A 22,888-nucleotide genomic window follows, 5' to 3' on the forward strand; every position below is an offset into this window, starting at 1 on the left:
GGTGGCAGCAGGGCCGCGCGGCGAGCCGCGCGGCCCCACTGGTCTTGATGCTAGAGCAGTGGTCGCGTTACGACTACTGCGGCCAGCTGTCCTGGATGAACTTCGTGGTGTCGGCGGTGGACTTTCCGCCGATCCAGTCGACCATTCCCTTCCAGAACGACCCGGAGCCGACGGCACCCGGCATGAGGTCGGAGGCGTCGAATCGGAACGTCGTCTCGGGGTCCTGCAGGATCGACACGGCGTTCGACAGGAGCGCACTGGACGCGTTCTCGGGGTCGAGGCCCTTGTTGGCGCTGATCACACCACCGAGTTTGACCCGGATGTTCGCCCAGGTGTCGCTCGACAGGTACGTCTGGAAGGCTGCGACCTCTTCGGCGTCGCTGTACGCGGCCACGATCTCGCCACCACCGGTGACGGCGTTGGCGCCGGCCTCGGTGCCGGGAAGGAGGAACGCCCAGACGTCGCCGTCTTCAGCGACCTTGGTGCCCTCGGGCCAGAAGCCCTCGTAGAACGTCGCCTGGTGGTGCAGGGCGCACGTGCCGTCGAGGATCGGGAGACCCCCGTCGCCGAACTCGGTCGTCGCGATCGAGTTGACGTCGCCGAGGCCGCCGTTCACCATGGCCGGCTCACGGATGAACGCGCCGACGGAGTCGAACGCGGTCGTGATCGGCTCGTCGGTGAACTTCACCTCGTTGGTGACCCACTGGTCGTAGACCTCGGGTCCGGCCTGCCGGAGCACGAAGTCTTCCACCCAGTCGGTGCCGGGCCATCCGGTGGCGTCGCCGGAGGCGAAGCCGACGCACCATGGCTTGTCGACGGTGCCGGATCCGGCGATCTCCTCGGAGAGCGTGGTGAGCTCGTCGAGCGTCTCGGGGACCTCCCAGCCGTTCTCCTCGAACATCGACGGCGAGTACCAGACATAGCCCTTGACGCTCGCCATCAGCGGCGCGCCGTAGGTCGTGCCGTCGACGATGCCGTAGTTCTGCCAGTCCTCGGACCAGAATTCCTTTGCATTGGCCACGACCGAGTCGGGCGCCGGCGTGAGGTATCCGGCGTCCGCTTGCGCGGCCATGAGACCGGGCTGCGGGAAGATCGCAAGGTTCGGCGGGTTGCCGCCCTGCGCGCGCACGTTGATCTGGGTCTCGAACTCCTTGCTGGGCTCGTAGACCACATCGATGCCGGTGCAGGACTCGAAGTCGGCCCAGGACTCGTTGAGGCGATCGGCTTCGACGTCGCTGATCGTGCCGTAGATGCTCACCTCGGTGCCCTCGTCGAAGGTGCCGTAGGTCTCGTAGGGCCCACAGTCCGCATCGGATGTCTCGGGGGCGTCCCCCGTGCATCCGGTAAGGGCGAGGCCCACGGTTGCGGCCGCTGCGAATGGTATCAGCAGACGGCGATGCCGTGTTGAACGCATATCTCTCTCCTCGTTGAGTGTGGTGCAGGGGAAGCCGGGAACCGGTTCCAGCCTCCAACGTAGGACAGGACGCCTCCCGGCCACAAGATATCCATGGTCACGAAACGGACACTGCCCGCATCCGTGAGTCAATCGGGCCGTCGCGCGGGGAGAGCGCTCTCACGACGAACTGGCCTGAGGCCCCCCGTCGCGGGTCGACTCGTCGGAACCGGTTCCACTCATGTCCCGTTCGCGACTACACTCTGCAACGGAGCTGCCCGACGAAGGGAGGCGCTATGGCCGCGATCAGCGACGTCGCGCGCCTCGCGGGCGTCTCCAAGGCGACGGCATCGCGCGCGCTGAGCGGCCGCGGCGCCGTGGCCGACGAGACTCGCCGGCGCGTCGAGGCCGCAGCTGCCGAGATCGGCTTCATCGCCTCACCCGCCGCCGCGAGCCTCGTCACCGGCCGCTCGATGAACGTGGGCGTCATCATCCCGTTCGTCAATCGCTGGTTCTTCGGCGAGGTGCTCGAGGGCATCGAGCGGGCGTTGCTCGCCGCCGGCTACGACCTCACGCTCTACAACCTGGCCGACGACGGGCCCGAGCGGGCGCGCGTGTTCGATTTCTTCCTCGCCCGGAAGCGCGTCGACGCCGTCATCGCCATCGGGGTCGATCTCTCCGAGCGCGAGATCGCGTCGCTCGAGCAACGCGGCAAGCCGATCGTGGCGCTCGGCGGCGCCGATGCGGGCGTGCCGAGCCTGACGATCGACGACCGGGCGGTCGGGTTGCTCGCGACCGAGCACCTCCTGCACCTCGGGCACACGAGGATCGCGCACCTCGCGGGCACGGGTGCGGCGCCGATGCCGAACAGCGTTCACGGGCGACGACGGCACGGATTCCTCGAGGCGATGACCGCGGCAGGGCTCGCGCCCGGCGGGCGGGCGCACATCCACGAGACCGAGATGACCATGCCCGGCGGGTACACGGGCACGCTGCAGCTCCTCGGCCACCCCGGGCGGCGACCGACCGCGCTCTTCGCCGTGTCCGACGAGGTCGCCTTCGGCGCGTTCCGCGCGGCCGAGCACCTGGGCATCACGATTCCGGGCGAACTGTCGATCATCGGCATCGACGGCCACGAGTACAGCGAGATGTTCGGTCTCACGACGGTGGAGCAGTACCCGGGCGAGCAGGGCAGGCTGGCGGTCGACGTCGTGCTGCGCCTGCTCGGCGAGGGGGAAGAGGCCGACCCGCTCCCCGATTCCGGGGCTCCCCTCCCGACGCGGCTCGTGGTGCGTTCGAGCACGACTTCTGCGCCGCATTGAACCCCTTCTCGAGAAACCCCTTTCTCACGTCACAGGGAGCTGCGATCGTTGGATTTCCGGGATTCGCTTGCGCGCGCCTCCATGGACTGCTACAAAAGGTGCGGGCAGGCGAGATAGCGCTTTCTCAGCACGGTGATCAACGCGGATGACTGGAGGCAGCACATGGCATTCGTGCCGATGACGTACGGTTCGGGCGACCCCGGGCCCGTGCGCCGGAGAACCGCCCGATGAGCGCGCTCGGCGAGCTCCGCGCATCAAGGGCACGGCGCCCGCCAAGGCGCGCTCGGCCTCGTCCGGAACGACGGCTCGACGCAGTTCGCTGCTGATTCCAGCTTCCTTCCGGTCACCGGGGTCGCGCACTCGCGATTCACGTCGTTCCGGGCGCACAACTTCCCCGACCGCTACATCCGCCACCACAACTACGGCCTCCGGCTCGACGCGGTCTCGAGCGACCTCGACCGCGCCGACGCGACGTTCCGAATGGTCGACTGACACGCAATGCAGGCGCCGAATGCCTCCTGCCGAGCGTGCGGCACGAGGCGTCCGAATGCTGTGTCCCGGCGCGCCGCCGAGCCGAATGCACGACATCGACGCCACGATGTGGCTGAGTAGAGAATGGATAGCCTAGCTATGACTCGAATCGGATGTCTCGCATGACGCCGCGACCCGCCGGAGCTTGGAGAATGGGTCTGTTGCGCCCGTCGGCGCCGGACGGGATGAAGGGACACAGGTGAGCACCAGCTATCTCGAGCAACCCCTGCTCACCTCCCCCGGTCAGCCCCTTCGCGTGGCCGTGTACTCGCGCATCGCCCACGGGATCCGCACCGGAGTCTTCCCACTCGGCACAGCACTGCCGCGTGAGACTGAGCTCGGCGTCGCGCTCAGGGTGAGCCGCACGGTCGTTCGCGAGGCCCTCATGCTGCTCGAGGAAGACGGACTGATCAGCACCCGCCGAGGCGTCGGGCGATTCGTCGCCGAGGCGGTGCCTCACGCAGGACTCGAAGAGTTTCGGCCATTCGACCTCGTGCTCGCCGAGCCGGGGGCGGCCATCACGTTCCGTCACGTCGAACTCACGCGGCAGGCGGCGACCGACTTCGTCACGACGTACCTCCAGGTCCCTGAGGACGCCCGATTCTGGTTTCGTGAGGCGATCGCGTTCCGCGACGGCGAGCCGATCGCGGTCGTGCAGGAGTACCTGCCGGCCGATGATGACCGTGCGGGCTTCGGGGGCGCGGTCGCCGATGTGCTCTCCGACGTGGCCGAGGCAGACTCGACCGTGCTGATGCGCATCGTCGATCGCACCGGGCTCGCATTCATTTCCGGCATCTGTCGCATCAGCGTGAGCGTGGCCGGCGCCACCCGCGCGAGGCAGCTCGACCTGAAGGCCGCCGATCCCGTCATGCTGCTCACGCAGACCGCCGATCTCGACGGCCGACCTGCGTATCTCGCCAAGGTCGCGGTGGCGCCATCCGTCGGCCACCTTTCGGTGCGGCAGTCGAGCGGCGGGTAGCCCCGGTCGTCGCAGCTCGCAGCGACCCGGCGAATCAGTCGTCGAGTCGGGCGAGGAGCCCGCGGCGCACCTCGGGTTCGAGGAAGGCCGCATCGACGCCCGCACGGTCGAGCGCCGCGAGCGCCGGGGCGCCCCAGCCGAGCTGGGCGACGAGCACCGCGCGTTCACCGGCGAGATCGCTTCCGGTTTGCATGGGGTTGTCGTCGCCGAGCACCACGCGCACCCCCGCTTCGCGCATCGTCGGCGCCGGATGGCGGGCGATCGCCGGGATCGCGCCTGTGTACCAGTTAGAAGTCGGGCACACCTCGACGAACACACCCTCTGCCGCGGCCCAGGCCAGCACCTCGGCGGCGTCGACGAGGTGAGCGCCGTGGCCGATCCGAGTCGCGCCCAGCAGCCGGACCGCGTCCTGCACAGCCGAGGCAGGTCCGGCCTCGGCTGCATGGCAGGTGATGCCGAGCCCGGCGGCCCGTGCCACAGCGAACGCCGGCACGTGCACGTCGAGCCGTGGGAATCGAGACTCGTCGCCGGCGAGATCGAAGCCACAGACCCCGGCCCCGGCCGCCGCTCGTGCAAGCGCGAGGTTGGTGTCGGCGTCATGGTGGCGCAGCGCTGCAACCACCGCACCAGACGGCATCCCGCTCGCGACACTGCCGGCCGCCATTCCCCGGCAGACCGCGGCGATCACTTCGGCCAGTCCGCGTTCGTCGTCAGCATGGGTGGCAGGACCAAAGCGCAACTCGAGGTAGTCCTGTCCGGCGGCCGCCGCGTCCTCCACGGCCTCGCGGGCGATGCGTTCGAGCGTGTCGAGCCGCCGGAAGAACGGATAGCTGGCGGCGACCTTCGCGAGATATACGGTGAGATCCCCCGGCCGATCAAGTCGGAAGGCACGCTTCCAGCCTTCCGGCGGCTCGGGCAGACCGAACCCACTCGCAAGCTCGGCCGCGGTCGACGGTCGCACCCGGCCCTCGAGATGGCTGTGCAGGTTGATTAGCATCGACGCTCCGGCGTGGCTCAGAGCTCGAGGCGGACTGCGGTCTCGAGCGCGGCCTCGATGCTGAGCATCCAGCCTTCCTTGAGCGCATCCTTGACTCCCGAGTACAGGCTGGTGCCGTCGTAGAGGTTGCTCGAGGTCGAGCAGATCATGCCGGCCCGCACACCTCGAATGCGCGCGACGACGAAGATCGCCGATGCCTCCATCTCGACGTTGGTGATGCCGAGGTCGTGCAGCTGCGCGATCCACTCCGGCGTCTCTGCATAGAACGCATCGTCGCTCACGCTGAAGCCCGCGTGCACGTCCGTCTCGCTGCCCGCGGTGAGTTCCCGGGCCACCTTCGTGAGCTCAGAGGTGATCGCGAAGTCGGGCACCGCGGGATACCCCGGCAGAGCGTACGCCGCGGTCGTGCCGTCGTTGCGGAGCGAGCCCTCGCTCACGAGCAGGTCGCCGGGTTTGATCCCGGCTTGCAGCGCAGCCGAGGACCCCACCCGGATCAAGGATGTCACGCCGACGCGGATCAGCTCCTCGGCCGCGATCGCGGCCGAGGGGCACCCCATGCCGGTCGAGGTCGCCGTGATCAGCCGTCCCTTGTACCTGCCGGTCATCGTGAGATGCTCGCGCTGGTGCGCGATGGTCTGCACGTCGCTCAGGAACTCGGCGATCATCGGCACCCGGAACGGGTCGCCCGGCAGCAGTGCCACGGTCGAGACCTCGCCCGGCGCGACGCCGATGTGGTACTGGCGTTCGCCGATTCCGGCGCTGGACTTGTCGACGGCGTTGATCGTCATCTGATGCTGACCCCTTCTGGAGCGTTGGTTCGGTTCGTTTCGACGCGCGGCGCCGGGCTCGGTCGCGGCGCGTCACGCCTTCGGCGATGAGGGCGACTCGACGACGAAGTCGCCCGAGATGATCTGCAGGCGCAGGTCCTCGACCTCGTCGAGAAGGGCGGGATCGATCCGTGACTCCCAGTCGTGCGTCGGCGCGATGCCGACGCCGTCGTTCTCGAGAGTGCCGACGTAGGGGGTGCTCGAGAAGTCGCCCTCGGCGGCCGCGAGGGTAACCTCTTCGGCGGCGGTCGTGAGATTCTTCAGCACCGAGGTCAGGCAGTACGAGCGGTACGTCGGCACGGCGTCGTACACATCGCCGTTGACGCCGATGATCGCGAGATCTGCACCTTGCTCATCGGCGACGGCAGCGGATGCCTCGAACAACCGACCGGCGACGGGCATGATCACGTCGACGCCCTGATCGAGTAGCCCCGAGGTGAGCGTGCGGGCCTTGATCTGGTCATCGAACCCGCCGACGAAGAGCCCGTTCTGGGCCGCCTTGTCCCAGCCGAGCACCTTCACGTCCGCGCTGTGAACCTCGTTGTAGTGGGCGACGCCGTCGGTGAAGCCATCCATGAACACGGTGACCGAGGGGAACGGCATGCCGCCGTAAGTGCCGACCGCGCCTGTCTTCGACACCCCGGCCGCCAGATAGCCGGCCAAGGCCGCGGCCTGTGCCGTGTCGAACAGCACCGGCTTGACGTTGCCGACTTCGATCGGCGCGCCCTCGGAGTCGGTGACGATGCTATCGATGAGCGCGAAGTCCACGTCGGGCGAACGCTCGGCGGCATCGCGCGTGGCGTTGGCGAGGGCGAAACCAACGGTGACGATGAGGTCGCAGTCCTGCTCGACGAGTCCCTGGATGTTGCCGGCGTACTGGTCTTCGGAAGCGGAGTCAGCCGTGAAGGTCTCGGTGCCGAGCTGATCTGCAGCGGCTTGCACCCCCTCGTAGGTGAGCTGGTTGAAATCCTTGTCATCGAAGCCGGTGATGTCGGAGACGGCGCACGGGGTGAAATTGCTCGCGTCCGATGAGGCGCCTGCGGGCGCGGCGGGTGCCGCGGCGCATCCCGCGAGCAGGAGGCTCGAGGCGACGACGGTGACGCCGGTGAGGCCGGTCGCGAGCGCGGGTTGGGAACTGCTTCGCATCATGACGTCCTTGTCTGTGGGCGGAGTCGCACGCTTCGGACTCCCAAACGCGTGCAGTATGACATTATACCTCGTGACCCGGGACAGCAAACGTCAACGGAGTCGGCCGCGCTCGCCGGAAACGACGGATGCCCCGTGGCTCGTGAGCCACGGGGCATCCGTGCGTTTCAGGTGACGCAGGTCACCTCAAGCTGAGACCCTCTCGCGAGGGCCGCGATTACTTGAGGGTGACGGTGGCGCCGGCCTCTTCGAGAGCGGCCTTCGCCTTGTCAGCGGCTTCCTTGGTTGCGCCCTCGAGCACAGCCTTGGGAGCGCCGTCGACGACGGCCTTGGCCTCGCCGAGGCCGAGCGAGGTGAGCTCGCGCACGACCTTGATGACCTGGATCTTCTTCTCGCCAGCGGCCTCGAGCACGACGTCGAACGCCGTCTGCTCCTCGACCTCTTCAGCAGCAGCCGCGGGGCCGGCAACGCCGGCAACGGCGACAGGGGCAGCCGCGGTGACCTCGAAGGTCTCCTCGAACGCCTTGACGAACTCCGAGAGCTCGATGAGGGTCAGGCCCTTGAACTGCTCGAGCAGTTCTTCAGTGGACAGCTTCGCCATGATTCTTCTCCTTAGATTCTGTGGTTACTCACCGCTTGAGAGGCTCTCGCCTACGCAGCGGACTCCTGCTTCTCACGCAGCGCGTCGACCGTGCGAACGGCCTTCGACAGCGGTGCGTTGAACAGATATGCGGCTCCGAACAGCGAGGCCTTGAATGCGCCGGCGAGCTTCGCCAGCAGCACTTCGCGGGACTCGAGGTCGGCGAGCTTGCCTACCTCTTCTGCGGTCAGGGGCTTGCCATCGAAATAGCCGCCCTTGACCACGAGGAGGGGGTTCGCCTTGGCGAAGTCACGCAGTGCCTTCGCGACGGCGACCGGGTCACCGTGCACGAATGCGATCGCGGAGGGACCGGCGAGCTCGTCATCGAACGACGAGATGCCGGCGTTGTTCGCCGCGATCTTGGTCAGCGTGTTCTTCACCACGGCGTAGCTCGCGTCCTCACTGATGGACTTGCGCAGCGTCTTGAGCTGGGCAACAGTGAGGCCGCGGTATTCGGTCAGCAGAACGGCGGTCGAGCTCTCGAACAGGTTCGTGAGTTCGGCAACCGAGGCTTCCTTGTTCGCCATGGCCACTCCTTGTGTCTTCAACGTGCATCGCGGAAGCGGTGCACGGCCTGGAGCCGCTGGAAACCTGGGGAGAAAGAAAAAAGCTCCGGCGCAGTTGCGCGGAGCTCGGCCCGGATACCTCGGGAAGTCTTCGTCACACCTGCGCGGGCCCTTGCTTTCGCAAGACTTCGGTCGTGTTCGCCCTGCTTTCACAGCGCGCGCACGAACAACCAGCGGTCTTCGGCTCCAACAAGGCTAACGGATGCCTCGCCCCCTCGCAAATCGGCGCGACCGTCGCCGAGGGCCTCAGCCGTCGTTGATGCGATAGCCGATGCCGCGAACGGTCTCGAGGAGGTGGCTCGACTCCGGCGCAGCGGTCTCGAACTTCTTGCGCACGCGAGTGACGAGCACTCGCGTCGCGGCGACACTTCCGTCGTCGTGGACGGCCAGCGCGCTCGCGAGCTCCTCGACGCCCACGACGCGCGGGCTGGCCCGCATCAGGCAGTGCACGAGCAGGAACTCGCGCGGCGTGAGCGTCACGGTCGCGTCGCCGATGGACACCTTGAACGCCTGCGGGTCGAGGATGAGCTCGCCCACTCTGAGCGGGCGTGCGGAGGGCTCCATCCGGATGCCGCAGGCTCGAACCGCCGCGATCAGCTGCTCGGCTCGGCACGGGAGGGCGAGGATCGATCGCGCGCCCCGCGCGATGGCCTGGTACGCGAGCTCGGTGGCGTTCTCGTGCGTCGCGAGGCCGACGATCACCGGCACGTCGCTCGATGCGGCCATCGCCTCGATGAAGCTGAGGAAGTCCACATTGACCATGTCGGTCGGAGCCACGATCGCCGCCGGCTCAGCCGACCTTGCCGCGAGCAGCGCACCGATCGCGTCGCGGTATCCGTGGATCTCGAATCCGTGGGTCTCGAACGAGTCGACCGGATGCCCCGGGGCGGATCGCGACTCGATGAAGAGCACTCGCGCGGGCCAGCGAGGCGCCGCGAGGGCGATCTTCGGCGCTCCGTCGTGCGCGTGGGCACGGTCGCCCGCGGCCGCCGTGTTGCCGGACTCGACGAGCACGCCGTGTGATCCCTCCCGCGAGACGATCGCCTCGTTCAGACGAATGTGCTGCCGGCGTGCGCCGACCTATCCATAGAAGGACGTCTCGATGAACTCGACGTGAACGGCGGCTTTCTGCTCCCCATCGAATGCGGGGCATTCCATTAGTTGACGAAAGTCCACTATCCGAATATAGTTGACCATCGTCAATCAATAACGGGAGTTCCATGGCCACCGCCCCAAGCACGACCACGCGCACGAAGAAGCCGGATGCCGCGGCATCCGTCGAGCTCACGGAAAGCGGCATGACGCACCGTCAGGTGCTCTCCGCACTCTCGGGCCTGCTGCTCGGCATGTTCGTCTCGATGATCGCCACGACGGTGGTCGGCACATCGCTGCCGCTCATCATCGCCGACCTCGAGGGCGACCAGGCCTCGTTCACGTGGGTGGTCACGGCGACCCTGCTCGCGACCACGGTGTCGACGCCCATCTGGGGCAAGCTCGCCGACCTCTTCAACCGCAAGCTGCTGCTGCAGCTCGCGCTCGTGATCTTCGTCGCGGCGTCGGCCATCGCCGGCTTCTCGCAAGACCCCGGCATGCTCATCACGATGCGCGTGTTCCAGGGCCTCGGCGCCGGCGGCCTCGCCGCGCTCAGCCAGATCGTGATGGCCGACATCATCAGCCCGCGTGAGCGCGGCAAGTACGCCGGCCTCTTCGGCGCGGTCATGGCCGTGGCCACCGTCGGCGGCCCGCTGCTCGGCGGCGTCATCACCGACACGCTCGGCTGGCGCTGGAACTTCTTCGTCGGGCTCCCCATCGCGATCGTCGCCCTCATCCTGCTGCAGCGCACCCTGCACCTGCCGAAGCGCCCGACGACCAAGGTCTCGATCGACTACCTCGGCATCGTGCTCATCACGGCGGGCGTCTCGCTGCTGCTGCTCTGGGTGAGCTTCGCAGGAAACCAGTTCGAGTGGAACTCACTCGAGAGCTACCTCATGGTCGGCGGCGCCGCCCTGCTGCTGCTCGTGGCGGTCTTCGTCGAGCTCAAGGCGAAGGAGCCCGTCATCCCGCTCGGGCTGTTCAAGAACCGCACGTTCACGCTCGCGGTCATCGCGAGCATTTCAGTGGGCGTCGCGATGTTCGGCACGGCTGTGTTCCTCAGCCAGTACATGCAGCTCGCTCGCGGCGCGACGCCCACCGAGTCGGGCCTGCTCACCATCCCGATGATGGGCGGGCTGCTCATCGCCTCCACCGTGGTCGGCGGGCTCATCAGCCGGCGCGGCAAGTGGAAGGCCTTCATGGTCACCGGCGGCGCGCTGATCGTCGCCGGCAGCCTGCTGCTGTCGCGGCTGCACTACGACACCGACTTCTGGTACGTGGGCGTCTCGATGTTCGTGCTCGGCGCTGGCGTCGGCATGGTCATGCAGAACCTCGTGCTCGTCGTGCAGAACACCACCGAGGTGAAGAACCTCGGCGTCGCCACGAGCGCCGTCACCTTCTTCCGCAGCCTCGGCGGCACGGTCGGCGTCGCCGTGATGGGGTCGGTGCTCGGCACGGTCGTCGCCGAGCAGATCAAGACCGGCATCGGGGGGCTCGCACCCGAGCAGCAGGCCGTCGCCGCGCAGACGCTCGGCTCGGGCACGATCCCGACGATCAGCGCGCTTCCCGACTACCTGCGCGTCGTCGTCGAGTCGGCGTACGGCACCGGCGTGGGCAACGTCTTCCTCGTGGCCGTGCCACTCGCGATCGTCACGCTCATCGCCGTGATCCTCCTGCCCAACACCGACCTCGGCACCCTGAGCGCCATCCAGCGCGCGAAGGCCGAGCGGGTCCGAACGGAACGAGCGGATGGCGCGGATGCCGCAGCGAGCCCGTCGTCCGATGACGCCCGGTCCGACGCCGAGGCGCGCCATCACCGCGAGGTCGAGGACGCGGAGGATGCCGCGATCGATGTCGCCGCGGCATCCGTCGCCCTCGCTCCGGTCGGCCTCGCGCACCCCGACGGCGCCGACGGCGAGCGCGTGGGCGCGAACCGCGACTCCGGCCCTTCCGCCGGATCGCGCGACGAATAGGATGCCCGCATGACCGCCACCGCAGCGCCGGCCGCGCGTACGGCCACCGACACCGAGATCGCCGCGGTCGAGGAGCAGCTCCGATTGCTCTTCGTGCGCGTGCGAGCGGTGTGGAAGGAGGCCGCGGCGGCGGTGCACCCCGACCTGCAGCCCGTGGGCTACAAGATCCTCGCGGCCGTCGTGCGCCGTGGCCCCATGCAGGCCGGCGCTCTCGCCGACATGCTCGGCATCGACAAGAGCGTCGTCAGCCGCCAGCTGAAGCACCTCGAGACCCTCGGCCTCGCCGAGGTGCGCGTCGACCCCGCCGACGGACGCGCCCGCATCCTCGAGGCGACGCCGGCGGCGGTCGAGACAATGAGCCAGCGGGGATCGCGGATGCAGCAGCAGCTCTACGCACAGTTGCGCACGTGGCCCGGGCACGACGTCGACGAGCTCGCGCGACTGCTCGGCCGCCTCACGTCCGAGGTCGTCGGGCCCGCCGCGAGCTCGCCGCCGACTCCCGCCGACACGCTGGAGTGACCGTGTTCGCGCGGAGGATGTGAACCGCGGCACTCAGCCGGAACACCGTCACTCCAGCGCGATCGGGCCGGCGCCGTCGTCTGCGGCGGCGGGCAGCCGCACCGTGAAGCGAGTGGAACCCGGCTCGCTCTCGACGTCGACGGTGCCGTGGTGCGCTTCCACGACCGCCCGTACGATCGCGAGGCCGAGCCCGGTGCTGCCCGCGAGACGCGAGCGCGAGGAGTCGCCGCGCGCGAAGCGCTCGAAGAGCGACTCGGCCAGGGGCGGCGGGATGCCGGGACCGTCGTCCTCGACCGTGAGCACGACCTCGTCGCCGTCACGATTGAGGGTCGCGACCACCTCGGTGCCCTCGGGCGTGTGGATGCGCGCGTTCGCGAGCAGGTTCGACACGACCTGCCGCAAGCGGGGCTCGTCGCCCATCACGAGCGGGGCGGCATCCGGCATCCGCACCTCCCAATCGTGATCGGGGCCGGCGGCCTGCGCGTCGCCGACCGCCTCGCCGACGACCCGGCCGAGGTCGACTGACTGCGACGCGAGCTCGCGCCCCTCGTCGAGCCGGGCGAGCAGCAGCAGGTCCTCGACGAGCTCGGTCATGCGCACCGACTCCGACTCGATGCGGCCGATCGCGTGGATCACATCTGGCGGCAGGTCGCCGCCGTGCATCCTCGTGAGCTCGGCATAGCCGCGGATCGAGGCGAGCGGCGTGCGCAACTCGTGGCTCGCGTCGGCGACGAAGCGGCGCACCTTCTGCTCGCTGTGCTCACGGGCGGTGAGGGCGGATGCCACGTGGCCGAGCATGCGGTTGAACGCCGTGCCGAGCCGGCCGACCTCGGTGACCTCGTCGGCCTCGGCGACGCGCTCGGTGAGATCGACGTCGCCACGGTCGAGCGGACGCTCCGAGACTGCCTTCGCGGTTGCCGTCACGCGGGCGAGCGGGGCGAGCGCTCTGCCGACGACGAACCATCCGACCCCGATGGCGAGCAACAGCCCCGCGACGGCGACGATCGCAACCGTCCAGGCGAGCTGCGCCGTCTGTGCGTTCACGTCGGCCTGCGGGAGCGCGAGCACGCTGCGCACCTGCGGCTGGGTCTGGAGGGCGAGTGCCCGATAGTCGCCGAGGGATCCGGCGGACACGGTGTGCGGTCTGCCGTCGGGCGGCACGGCCGCGAGCGCCGCCATCGCATCGCCGCTGGGCTGCAGGAGCTCGCCGGTCTCGCTGATGTACCCCCCGCCGACGACGTCGCCCACAACGACCACGCCGATGGTGCCGACGGGCTGGCCGGGAACGCGCAGGAACTGGACCACGGCCGCCTCAGGATCAGCGGGGACACCGGGCGGCGCGACGTCGGTGGCCCGGGCGGCCGTGGCGCGAAGGCTCGAGTCGAGCCGCTCCACCGACGACGTGTGGAAGACGAGCACGGTGGCGATGCCGATGACGGCGCTCACCGCCACGAGGAGCCCCGCGACGATGACGAGCAGGCGGCGGCGGAGCGTCCACGGTCGGCGACGGCTCGTGGCATCCGGAGCAACCGCACCGTCCGGCGCGACCGACTCGGTCTCGTGCACCCGCGCCTCCTCGCGCGCCGCCGCGGCGTAGCCGGGGTCGCCCGGCCGCGTCATCCGGTGGCCTTCAGCATGTAGCCGGCGCCGCGCACGGTGTGGATCATGGGCTCGCGGCCCGCGTCGATCTTCTTGCGCAGGTAGGAGATGTAGAGCTCGACGACCGACTCCTTGCCGCCGAAGTCGTAGCTCCAGACGCGATCGAGGATCTGCGCCTTCGAGAGTACGCGGCGCGGATTGCGCATGAGGAAGCGCAGCAGCTCGAACTCGGTCGCGGTGAGCTCGATCGGCGTGCCGTCGCGGGCGACCTCGTAGGAGTCCTCGTCGAGGGTGAGGTCGCCGACGGTGAGCACCGGGTCCTTCGCATGAACAAGGGTGAGGGTCGAGCGGCGGATGAGTCCGCGCAAGCGCGCCACGACCTCCTCGAGACTGAAGGGCTTGGTCACGTAGTCGTCGCCGCCCGCCGTGAGCCCCGAGATGCGATCGTCGAGCGAGTCCTTCGCGGTGAGGAAGAGCACAGGCGTCTCCGTGCCGTCGGCGCGCACCCGCTGGAGCACCTCGAGGCCGTCGATGTCGGGGAGCATGATGTCGAGCACGATCGCGTCGGGGCGGAACTCACGCGCGACCTTCACGGCGCTGAACCCGTCGGCGGCCGTGCGCACGTCCCAGCCCTCGTAGCGCAGGGCCATCTTCAGCAGCTCGGTCAGCGAGTGCTCGTCGTCGACGACGAGCACGCGCACCATCGAGCCGTCGCCCTTCGTGATCTGCGGGGCCCGGTGCGCGGTGGTCGACGTGGTGCTCATATCTCCAAGTATCCGCAGCTGCCTTTGCGTTTCCTATGACTGAGATGAGCGGATGCCGCGCACGGGTGCGGCGCCGCAGCCGCGACCGCGGCGCCGAACCCGCAGCGCCGCCGGAAGCCTGGACCCGCCGCCGGCGTGAACCTCAAGACCGGCAAGCCGAACCTTGCAGAGGCGGTAGGCGACGACCTAGAGTCGTCCGTCCATGTCATCGATGAGGTCTATTTTGCGGTGTCCGGCCAGCGGCGCGTCGTCCCAGATCTGCGCTTCGATGTAGCGCTCGGGGCCCCGGGAACCATCGGCGTTCCACACCTGGGGCAGCCCGTACTGGTCGATGAGGGCCAGGATTTCGTCGAGCGTGAAGGCCTGCCCCCAGTAGGGCCGCTCGTCAGCTAGGCGCAACGCGGGGAACAGGTCACCGTAGGTGAAGTTGATCGTCGATGGATCGAACTGATCGAGCCCGATCGCCAGCTCGCGCCCCTCGCGGTACCACTCCACGAGCCAGTCGCATGCCCCGAGGGTCATGTAGTGCGGCCGGGCCCTGACCGGTCTGCCGCCCCTTGCGGACGAACAAGTCCCGCGCTCGATCCTCAAGTTCGCATCGCACGGTCAGATAGTCGTCGGAACGGCGACTTGCGAAGACATCACCTCGATCACGGAGGCGCTCCAAGACCGTCTCGGCAACCTCGGCCGGCAGGTCCGAGAGGTTCCGAAAGGGTCCGCCGCGTCGCTCGTAGTAGTGATGTAACTCCAACGACCCCACCGCATCTCCTTCGCTGCTCGCCCCGCCCCAGCGGAGCCTACCTACTCACTCGCCGCCGCCCGGGCATCATCGCGGCCCAAGCGGGCGTGATCAATCGAATCCTCTCGTCGTGGCCAGGACGGCACCTATTGAAATCGCTGGCGCCCGATGACGACCGCGTCATCCGAGGCATCCGTCCGTCGCTACCCTTGACGGATGACCCGGCCGAGTGAAACCGCGCGCCCGCACACGCAGCCGAACGCACCGGCGCTCGGACTGCTGCTCGATGTCGACGGACCCATCGCAAGCCCGGTCAGCCGCTCGATCGCGATTCCGACGATCACGCGCGACCTCGTTCGGCTCGCCGCGGCCGGCGTGCCGATCGTCTTCAACACGGGCCGCTCGGAGGCGTTCCTGCGCGAGCAGGTCGTCGGCCCGCTCCTCGAGGCCGGGCTTCCCGAGCATGCAAGGGTCTTCGCAGTCTGCGAGAAGGGCGCCGTCTGGTTCGAGATCACCGCTGCGGGCATGGGCGAGGTGCACGTCGCCGAGGAACTCGCCGTGCCGGCCGCGTACGGCCGCGCGATCGAGACGCTCGTCACCGAGCGCTTCGCGGGGCAGGTCTTCTTCGACGAGACGAAGCACGCGATGGTCTCGGTCGAGCAGCGTACCGAGATCACGAGCGAGCAGTACCGGCCCGTGCAGCGCGAGTTCGACGCGCTCGCATTCGCCGAGTTCGAGCGGCACGGACTCGGTGTGACCGACGGCGAGCGCAAGGCGGCGGCATCCGACGGCTCCGTCGACTTCCGCATCGACGCGACGATCATCTCGACCGACATCGAGTCCGTGCTGCTCGGCAAGGACCTCGGCGCGCACCGGGCGATCGAGTGGCTCGAACGGCACGGCACCCTGCCGGTCGCGTGGCGCACCGTGGGCGATTCACGCACCGACTATGCAATGGCCGACTGGCTGCACGAGCACGGCTTCGACGTCGCGCACGTCGACGTGCGACCGGCCGACGGCGTTCCCGAGAAGCCGTACCCGGTGCTGACCGCCGACGAGCTCATCCATGACGAGGCCGGTGCCGCGTTCCTCTCGCGCTGGGTCGACATGGTCGCAGGGGTCGCCGACGACGACCGCGACGTCGCATAGCGCGCACGATCCTCGCGCGCGACATCCGCGGGCGCCGCCCGCTCGTCGGCATGTCGGCACGGTCGTGAGACGACCGTGCGAGCTCCTTGAACCGCTCATGGCGAGCTCATGGGGTGGACATGGCGTACCCAAAGCCCGCGAGCCTACCGTCGCAATCGGCCCACCGCCGGGTGAGCCGCCACCGACCAAGAGGACCACCATGTTCATCACCTACCTCCGGCGCGAGCTCGCCGGGCGGCGCAGGCAGACCGCGATCATCGCGATCGGCATGGCGCTCGCGATCGCGCTCGTCATGATCGTGAGCTCCGTCTCGAGCGGCGTGCGCGACGCGCAGGCCTCCGTGCTCGACTCCGTCTACGGCGTGGGCACCGACCTCACCGTGTCCGAGGAACCGGCAGCGCCGGCCGAGGGCGAGGCCGCCGGCCCAGGACGCTTCGAATTCGGCGCCGACGCCGGCACCACCGAGGGCGACTCCACCGCGATCAGCCAGTCCCGGCTCACGGCGGGGTTCGGCGCATCGACGTTCGACGCGTCGGCGCTCGAGACCGTGCAGGGCATCGACGGCGTTTCCGCGGCATCCGCCACTCTCGCGCTCACCAACACGACCTTCGAGGGCGAGCTGCCCGACTTCGCGCAGCGGGTCGAGGGCGGGCCGAGCGACGAGGTCGCCGAGGGCGGCGAGGCCGGGGGCCCGCCGGCCGGTGGCTTCGACGGTGCGGGCGGCAGCGCCTTCGACGTGAACAGCTTCTCGGTGCTCGGCCTCGACCCCGCGGCCGCTGCGGTCGGCCCGCTCTCGTCGGTGGAGCTCGACGAAGGGCGCGGGCTCGAGGCATCCGACGCAGGCCAGGCCGTTGCCGTGCTCGACGCGAGCTACGCGACGAGCGCTGAGCTCGCCGTCGGCGACACGATCGACGTGGGCGGCACCGAGTTCGAGATCGTCGGCACCGTCACCTCGACGTCGGCCGACGCGGCAACCGCGGCCGACGTGTACATCCCGCTCGACCTCGCGCAGCAGATCGCCGGCCTCGATGGCCAGGTGAGCGACATCTACGTGCAGGCCGAGTCGGCAGACCGGATCGACGCCGTGCAGGCCGACCTCGAGGAGGCGCTGCCGGATGCCACGGTGTCGACGCAAGCCGACCTCGCCGCATCGGTGTCGGGGTCGCTCGCGACGGCCTCGAGCCTCATCGCGAACCTCGGACTCTGGCTCTCGCTCGCCGTGCTCGTCGCGGCCTTCCTCATCGCGATCCTCTTCACGATCCAGGGCGTCACGCGCCGCACGCGAGAGTTCGGCACGCTGAAGGCGATCGGCTGGTCGAACCGGCGCATCGTCGGCCAGGTCACGGGCGAATCCCTCGTGCAGGGCCTCATCGGCGGCGCGGCGGGCCTTGCGCTCGGCCTCGCCGGCATCTGGGTCGTGAATTTCATCGCGCCGACGCTCGGCGGCAGCGCCGGCGACGGCGCAGCGCCCGGCGTCCTCGCAGCAGGGCCGCAGGGCGGCGACGGCGCGACCGCCGGCGGACCTTTCGGCGGGCGGCTCGACACCGCGGCCGCCACCGAGGTCGTGCTGAACGCACCGGTAACGGTGAGCGTCATCGCGATCGCGATCGGACTCGCCGTTCTCGGCGGACTGCTCGCCGGCGCCATCGGCGGATGGCGCGCCGCACGGCTCCGCCCGGCCGAGGCGCTCCGCAGCGTCGCCTGAGAACCACCACTCCTCGAAAGGAACCACCATGTACAGGCTCGAACACGTCTCGAAGACCTACACGCAATCGAAGCGGCAGGTCGCCGCACTGAAGGACGTGAGCCTCACGATCCCGTCGGGGCAGCTCGTCGCGATCCAGGGGCCCACCGGCGGCGGCAAGTCGACGCTGCTGCAGATGCTCGGCGCGCTCGACCGGCCGAGCACCGGGAGCATCACGCTCGGTGAGTCGGAGCTCTCGCACCTGCCCGACCGGAAGCTCGGCGGCATCCGTGCGAAGGAGATCGGCTTCGTCTTCCAGGGCTTCAACCTCATCCCCACGCTCACCGCCCAGGAGAACGTGGAGACGGCCCTCGAGCCGCTCGGCGTGAGCGGGGAGGAGCGACGGCGACGCGCACTCGCGGCGCTCGCCTCGGTGAGCCTTGCCGATCGCGCCGGCCATGTGCCCGGCGAGCTCTCGGGCGGGCAGCAGCAACGGGTCGCGATCGCACGCGCGCTCGTGAAGGAGCCCGAGGTGCTGCTCGCCGACGAGCCCACCGGCAACCTCGACGAGGAGACCCGTGACGAGATCATGGACCTGCTCGAGGGACTCTGGCGCGACCGGGGCCTCACGCTCGTGATCGTGACGCACGACTCCGCGATCGCGAAGCGCGCCGAGCGGCGGCTGCACATCAAGAACGGCACGGTGACGGAGCGCTGAGTTCGCTCTCGCTTCCTCGACCGCGCCCGCGGTCCGCCGTTCGCAGAAGCGGCAGACCGGCACCTGAGCGATTGGGATCGACGCCCGAAAAGCGCCACTCAGTGCCGGTCTGCCATGGGTCCCCCACGACCCACAACAGTTGTAACTCGTGCTTCTCGAGCCATGAAACCCCTTGACATGGGATGCCACGCATGCAGGCGAGGCCGCGCTAGATTTCCGGCATGGGCACACGGATGAATCAGCGGCATGAACGGGGCTGATCCCGACCGGTGGTCGGGCGTCGCCGCGAACTGGGCCGAGCTCTGGGGCGGCTTCGCCGACCCGGCGCGCCGGGCGCTGATCGAGCATGCCGACGTGCGCCCTGGCACGCGAGTGCTCGATGTCGGCTGCGGCAGCGGCGAGTTCCTGACCCTCCTCGCCGACCTCGGCGCCGAGGCGGTCGGGGTCGATCCGGCGCCGGGAATGGTCGCGATCGCACGACGGTCACTTCCGAACGCCGACATCCGCGAGGGAGACTTCAGCGCACTCCCCTGGCCCGACGGAACCTTCGACGTCGTCACCGCCGTGAACGCACTGCAGTTCGCCGACGACATGGTCGCGGCGCTTCGCGAGGCGACCCGCGTGCTGCAGCCGGGCGGTCGCATCGGAATCGCCAACTGGGCCGAGGCCGGCCTCAACGACCTCGACACCATCGAGGACGCCGTGGCCGACGCCGCAGGCGAGAAGCGCGTGCCGGGTGGCGACTACCGGCGGGCGGGCGGCCTGCAATCACTCTTCGCGAGGGCCGGCCTCGAGGTCACCGCCACGGGCCTCGTCGAGACGCTGTGGCGAGCGCGAGACGAGGACACGCTCGTTCGCGGCGTGCTCCTGGGCGACGCTCCGGAGAGGGTGGCAGCAGTTCGCAACGTCGTGATCGAAGCGGCGCACCCCTTCCGCACGGCCGAGGGCGGCTACCTGCTGCGCAATGCCTTCCGCTACGCCGTCGGGCACGATCGCGTGATGTGAGCACGCGTGTGCGAAGCTCCGCCGGCCGTTACCCGCCGACTGGGCCGAGGGGCCACCCCGCGCCGCCGCCGCTCGTGCGGAGCTCGACGAAGAGCACATGCGTCGGCGAGTCACCGATGTTCTCGCCGAAGTGCTCCTGGGCGGGCAGCCACATCGTCATGCCGGCAGCGAGGTCGACCTCGCGGGTCACGCTTCCCGACGTGAGCCGGCGGCGGAACGAGCTCAGCGTGTACATGACGCTGTCGGGATGCGCGTGCGGTGTGGTCGCGTCTCCCGGCTGGTCGGTGTACTCCAGCACACGCACCGACGCGTTCTCGAGAATCACCTTGTAGTGGGCGGGATTGGTGGCTACCGGATCGAGGTCCATGCCACATGGTAGGCCGCGGGCACCCAGCTTCCGCCAAGGTTGCGCAGAGATTCGTTCCATAGTGTCGTATGGATGTCCCCCTCGCACCGACTCCCCGTCCCCCGAGCGCGCCGAGTCCGCCTCGTCGCTCTCTCCCTCGCCGGCGCCCTGGTGGCCGGCGGTGTCGCGACCAGCGTCGCCGTCGCCTCGTCCGGCGGTGACGAGCCGGTCACGACAGCGAACGCCGACACGGCGACTCGGGCGCCCGAGGCCGACGCACCGGCATCCGACACCGCGGCATCCGCGGCGCCCGCCGCCGTCACCACCTCCCCCGCCGTGCAAGCGCAGCTCGATTACGTGCGTGAGCACTGGGACGACACCGAGAGCGAAGAGTTCGGCGTGCTCGGCGACACCGATTGCGTGAACTTCGCGAGCCAGTCCCTGCTCGCTCGCGGCTGGGCGACCGACGACGAGTGGTGGTACTCCGATTCGGGCAACGCCTACGACCACTCCGACGCGTGGCTCAGCTCCACCGCGCTCATGGAGTACCTCGATGAGCACCCCGAGCGCGCCACCGCGCTCACCGACGACGAGCGCGCCTCGGTGAAGGTCGGCGACCTCGTGCAGTTCGACTGGGACGACTCGGGCGACCGCGACCACACCGGCATCGTCACCTCGGTGACCACGAACGCCGACGGCACCACGACCATCCTCTACGCGGGTCACACGGATGCCACGTTCGACCGCTCCGTCGACACCGCGATCACCGAGCTGCACCCGGGCGGCACCGCGTACTACTGGAGCATCCCCGAGTAGCGCCGGCCCCGCGGCATCCGCCCTACCGGCTCTACTGGTTCGAGAAGGCGGCGTCGAACGACGCGCTCGGCAGCGGCCACAGCTTCGAGCGGATGTAGCCCACCGCCTCGGCGGCGCCGTGCAGGCGGTCCATGCCGGCGTCCTCCCATTCGACCGAGATCGGGCCGGTGTAGCCGATCGACTCGAGGGCACGGAATGCGTCCTCCCAGGGCACGTCACCGTGCCCCGTCGAGACGAAGTCCCAGCCGCGGCGCGGGTCGCCCCACGGCAGGTGCGAGCCGAGCACGCCGGCGCGGCCGTTGGCCGGACGCATCCGCGTGTCCTTGCAATCCACGTGGTAGATGCGGTCCTGGAAGTCGAGGATGAAGCCGACCGGGTCGATGTTCTGCCACATCATGTGGCTCGGGTCCCAGTTGAAGCCGAACGCCGGGCGGCGGCCGATCGCCTCGAGCGTGCGCACCGAGCTCCAGTAGTCGTACGCGATCTCGCTCGGGTGCACCTCGTGCGCGAACCGCACGCCCTCGTCGTCGAACACGTCGAGGATCGGGTTCCAGCGGGTCGCGAAGTCCTCGAAGCCCTCGTCGATGACCGAAGCAGGCACGGGCGGGAACTGCGCGACGTACGGCCAGATCTTCGAACCCGTGAAACCCACCACGGTGTCGACACCGAGCGCGCGGGCCACTCGCGCGGCGCGCTTCATGTCGTCGGCCGCCCGCTGCCTGACCCCCTCGCCGTCGCCGTCGCCCCACGTGTAGGAGCGCAGGATGCCCTGGTGACGGAAGTCGATCGGGTCGTCGCACACGGCCTGCCCCGCGAGGTGGTTCGAGATCGCGAACACCGACAACCCGTGCCGCTTCAGGATCTCGCGGCGCTCGTCGAGATAGCCGGGCTCCTCCTCGGCGAGCTTCAGGTCGAGGTGGTCGCCCGACGCCGCGATCTCGAGGCCGTCGTAGCCCCAGCCGGCGGCGAGGCGCGCGACCTCCTCGAACGGCAGGTCGGCCCACTGGCCCGTGAAGAGCGTGACGGGGTGAGTTGGGGCCGGGGTGGCGGGCGCTGCGGCATCCGTCATGGTCGTTCCCTTTCGTCTTGCAGAGCAGAGAGATAGCGGATGCTGCGCTCCGCGAGTTCGTCTTGGCTTGGCGCGAGCGGCCGCCACACCGAGCCGGCCACCGCGATGGTGTCGTTGTCGCCGGTGAAGCTCTCGAGGCCGAGCGGACCCGGGTATCCGATGTCGTCGAGCGCGTCGAGGAACGCCGGCCAGTCGGTGTGGTCGTCGCCGACGGCGCCGCGGTCGTTGCCGCACACCTGCACGTGCGCGACGTGCTCGCCGGCCGCCCGGATGGCGTCGCCGACGTCTTTCTCCTCGATGTTCAGGTGGTAGCTGTCGAGCGCGAGGCCAAGGCCCGGCCCCAGCATCGGGCCGAGCGCCTGGAGGGCTTGCTCGACGGTGTTCACGAGGCTCGTCTCGTAGCGATTGAGCGGTTCGACGGCGATACGGATGCCGCTGCGCTCCGCCGCGCGCACCACGGGGCCGAGGCTGCCGACGAGTTCCCGGTAGCGCGACTCGCGCTCCTCGGCGTCCATGCGCCAGGTGCGGCCGGTCGCGGACGTGAACGGACCGGCGACGACGCGCGACCCCAGCCGTTCGGCGACGCCGATGCAGTGCACGAGGTAGTTCTGCGTCGCGACGACCTCAGAACCGGGTGCCGCGACGAGGTTGCGGCCGGGGGCCATCGCTCCGATCACGACGGGTTGCAAGCGGTGCTCGGCGAGCACCTCGGCTGCGGCATCCGGTGACCAATCGCCCGGTTGCTCCACCGGGAGCTCGAGGGCGCCGAACCCCATCGACTTGGCCTTCGCTGCGATCTCCACGAGCGAGTCGTCGTCGAGCGGTGACGTCCAGACCCACGTGTTGACGCCGATGGTGCGGCGCATGCTGCCTCCTCGTCCTATTTCCTCTTCAGAATTCAGGAGTCCCATGCCCATCTTTCAGGAACACGCGGCGTGCCGCGGCCGGTGGCGGGGTGATTCCCGCCATTCCGCGCCGCGACACGCCTCCGGTTCCTGAATTCCGAACCCGGTG

Annotated in this window: 22 protein-coding genes and 1 pseudogene; 10 read left to right on the top strand and 13 right to left on the bottom strand. The window is 69.3% G+C overall.

Features of this window, described 5'->3' with window-relative positions:
* Window positions 1-73: 73 nt before the first annotated feature.
* A complete protein-coding gene (locus tag J7E25_RS10055; RefSeq protein ID WP_214869975.1) occupies window positions 74-1,414 on the bottom strand; it encodes an ABC transporter substrate-binding protein in 1,341 nt (446 codons plus the stop codon).
* Between the two features lie 275 nt (window positions 1,415-1,689).
* On the opposite strand from J7E25_RS10055, the gene J7E25_RS10060 reads away from it, so the two are divergent.
* The 3 genes and pseudogenes from J7E25_RS10060 (at window position 1,690) to J7E25_RS10070 (ending at window position 4,225) form a co-directional block, all read left to right on the top strand.
* The gene (locus J7E25_RS10060; protein WP_214869976.1) at window positions 1,690-2,715 is read left to right on the top strand and encodes a LacI family DNA-binding transcriptional regulator; all 1,026 of its coding nucleotides are present in this window, start codon (window positions 1,690-1,692) and stop codon (window positions 2,713-2,715) included.
* 291 nt (window positions 2,716-3,006) lie between these two features.
* Window positions 3,007-3,207 (top strand): annotated as a pseudogene (locus J7E25_RS18445) (AbfB domain-containing protein); the annotation flags it as partial.
* Between the two features lie 238 nt (window positions 3,208-3,445).
* Entirely contained in the window at window positions 3,446-4,225 is a 780-nt protein-coding gene (locus J7E25_RS10070; protein ID WP_214869977.1) for a GntR family transcriptional regulator, read from the top strand.
* Between the two features lie 34 nt (window positions 4,226-4,259).
* Here J7E25_RS10070 and add read toward each other — a convergent pair whose 3' ends face one another.
* The 6 genes from add to J7E25_RS18335 all read right to left on the bottom strand — a co-directional run bounded on the left by add (window position 4,260) and on the right by J7E25_RS18335 (window position 9,415).
* Window positions 4,260-5,222, bottom strand: coding sequence for an adenosine deaminase (gene add, locus J7E25_RS10075; RefSeq protein ID WP_214869978.1), 963 nt, complete (start codon window positions 5,220-5,222; stop codon window positions 4,260-4,262).
* Between the two features lie 17 nt (window positions 5,223-5,239).
* A complete protein-coding gene (locus tag J7E25_RS10080; protein WP_214869979.1) occupies window positions 5,240-6,010 on the bottom strand; it encodes a nucleoside phosphorylase in 771 nt (256 codons plus the stop codon).
* 72 nt (window positions 6,011-6,082) lie between these two features.
* On the bottom strand, window positions 6,083-7,198 hold the full coding sequence (locus J7E25_RS10085) for a BMP family protein (protein WP_251038905.1): 1,116 nt from the start codon (window positions 7,196-7,198) through the stop codon (window positions 6,083-6,085).
* A gap of 214 nt (window positions 7,199-7,412) precedes the next feature.
* Complete coding sequence (gene rplL, locus J7E25_RS10090; protein WP_022891542.1) at window positions 7,413-7,796, bottom strand: 50S ribosomal protein L7/L12; 384 nt, start codon at window positions 7,794-7,796, stop codon at window positions 7,413-7,415.
* 50 nt (window positions 7,797-7,846) lie between these two features.
* Window positions 7,847-8,362: a 50S ribosomal protein L10 gene (gene rplJ / locus J7E25_RS10095; protein ID WP_130351776.1), complete on the bottom strand. Its 516-nt coding sequence runs from the start codon at window positions 8,360-8,362 to the stop codon at window positions 7,847-7,849.
* Between the two features lie 285 nt (window positions 8,363-8,647).
* Window positions 8,648-9,415 carry a response regulator transcription factor gene (locus tag J7E25_RS18335; RefSeq protein WP_214869980.1) on the bottom strand — a complete coding sequence of 256 codons (768 nt, stop codon included), beginning with the start codon at window positions 9,413-9,415 and terminating at the stop codon, window positions 8,648-8,650.
* A gap of 206 nt (window positions 9,416-9,621) precedes the next feature.
* Here J7E25_RS18335 and J7E25_RS10105 point away from each other — a divergent pair, with 206 nt between their 5' ends.
* Window positions 9,622-11,466: an MDR family MFS transporter gene (locus J7E25_RS10105; protein WP_214869981.1), complete on the top strand. Its 1,845-nt coding sequence runs from the start codon at window positions 9,622-9,624 to the stop codon at window positions 11,464-11,466.
* A gap of 9 nt (window positions 11,467-11,475) precedes the next feature.
* A complete protein-coding gene (locus J7E25_RS10110; RefSeq protein WP_214869982.1) occupies window positions 11,476-11,985 on the top strand; it encodes a MarR family winged helix-turn-helix transcriptional regulator in 510 nt (169 codons plus the stop codon).
* 48 nt (window positions 11,986-12,033) lie between these two features.
* On the opposite strand, the gene J7E25_RS10115 is transcribed toward J7E25_RS10110, so the two are convergent.
* From J7E25_RS10115 to J7E25_RS10125, 3 genes are all read right to left on the bottom strand, one after another.
* Window positions 12,034-13,605 carry a cell wall metabolism sensor histidine kinase WalK gene (locus J7E25_RS10115; protein ID WP_214869983.1) on the bottom strand — a complete coding sequence of 524 codons (1,572 nt, stop codon included), beginning with the start codon at window positions 13,603-13,605 and terminating at the stop codon, window positions 12,034-12,036.
* The gene (locus J7E25_RS10120) at window positions 13,602-14,348 is read right to left on the bottom strand and encodes a response regulator transcription factor (RefSeq protein ID WP_214869984.1); all 747 of its coding nucleotides are present in this window, start codon (window positions 14,346-14,348) and stop codon (window positions 13,602-13,604) included. Before J7E25_RS10120 ends, J7E25_RS10115 begins: the two co-directional genes overlap by 4 nt.
* Before the next feature lie 186 nt (window positions 14,349-14,534).
* Window positions 14,535-14,870: a hypothetical protein gene (locus J7E25_RS10125; RefSeq protein ID WP_214869985.1), complete on the bottom strand. Its 336-nt coding sequence runs from the start codon at window positions 14,868-14,870 to the stop codon at window positions 14,535-14,537.
* 433 nt (window positions 14,871-15,303) lie between these two features.
* Here J7E25_RS10125 and J7E25_RS10130 point away from each other — a divergent pair, with 433 nt between their 5' ends.
* The 4 genes from J7E25_RS10130 (at window position 15,304) to J7E25_RS10145 (ending at window position 19,643) form a co-directional block, all read left to right on the top strand.
* Complete coding sequence (locus J7E25_RS10130) at window positions 15,304-16,236, top strand: hypothetical protein (RefSeq protein WP_214869986.1); 933 nt, start codon at window positions 15,304-15,306, stop codon at window positions 16,234-16,236.
* 199 nt (window positions 16,237-16,435) lie between these two features.
* Window positions 16,436-17,941, top strand: a complete 1,506-nt coding sequence (locus J7E25_RS10135; protein WP_214869987.1) for an ABC transporter permease — start codon at window positions 16,436-16,438, stop codon at window positions 17,939-17,941.
* Window positions 17,942-17,969: 28 nt separating this feature from the next.
* Window positions 17,970-18,638, top strand: coding sequence for an ABC transporter ATP-binding protein (locus J7E25_RS10140; RefSeq protein ID WP_214869988.1), 669 nt, complete (start codon window positions 17,970-17,972; stop codon window positions 18,636-18,638).
* A 246-nt stretch (window positions 18,639-18,884) separates the two neighbouring features.
* A complete protein-coding gene (locus J7E25_RS10145; RefSeq protein WP_214869989.1) occupies window positions 18,885-19,643 on the top strand; it encodes a class I SAM-dependent methyltransferase in 759 nt (252 codons plus the stop codon).
* Between the two features lie 28 nt (window positions 19,644-19,671).
* Here J7E25_RS10145 and J7E25_RS10150 read toward each other — a convergent pair whose 3' ends face one another.
* Window positions 19,672-20,010: a cupin domain-containing protein gene (locus J7E25_RS10150; RefSeq protein WP_214869990.1), complete on the bottom strand. Its 339-nt coding sequence runs from the start codon at window positions 20,008-20,010 to the stop codon at window positions 19,672-19,674.
* 72 nt (window positions 20,011-20,082) lie between these two features.
* On the opposite strand from J7E25_RS10150, the gene J7E25_RS10155 reads away from it, so the two are divergent.
* The gene (locus J7E25_RS10155) at window positions 20,083-20,805 is read left to right on the top strand and encodes an amidase domain-containing protein (RefSeq protein ID WP_214869991.1); all 723 of its coding nucleotides are present in this window, start codon (window positions 20,083-20,085) and stop codon (window positions 20,803-20,805) included.
* A gap of 31 nt (window positions 20,806-20,836) precedes the next feature.
* Here the strand turns inward: J7E25_RS10155 and J7E25_RS10160 are convergent, their stop codons facing one another.
* Both J7E25_RS10160 and J7E25_RS10165 read right to left on the bottom strand, forming a co-directional pair.
* Window positions 20,837-21,874 carry a sugar phosphate isomerase/epimerase gene (locus J7E25_RS10160; protein WP_214869992.1) on the bottom strand — a complete coding sequence of 346 codons (1,038 nt, stop codon included), beginning with the start codon at window positions 21,872-21,874 and terminating at the stop codon, window positions 20,837-20,839.
* The gene (locus tag J7E25_RS10165) at window positions 21,871-22,740 is read right to left on the bottom strand and encodes a sugar phosphate isomerase/epimerase (RefSeq protein ID WP_214869993.1); all 870 of its coding nucleotides are present in this window, start codon (window positions 22,738-22,740) and stop codon (window positions 21,871-21,873) included. The genes J7E25_RS10160 and J7E25_RS10165 overlap by 4 nt, the downstream gene beginning before the upstream one ends.
* Window positions 22,741-22,888 lie beyond the last annotated feature (148 nt).

It is taken from the genome of Agromyces sp. ISL-38 (assembly GCF_018613935.1).
GTDB lineage: Bacteria > Actinomycetota > Actinomycetes > Actinomycetales > Microbacteriaceae > Agromyces.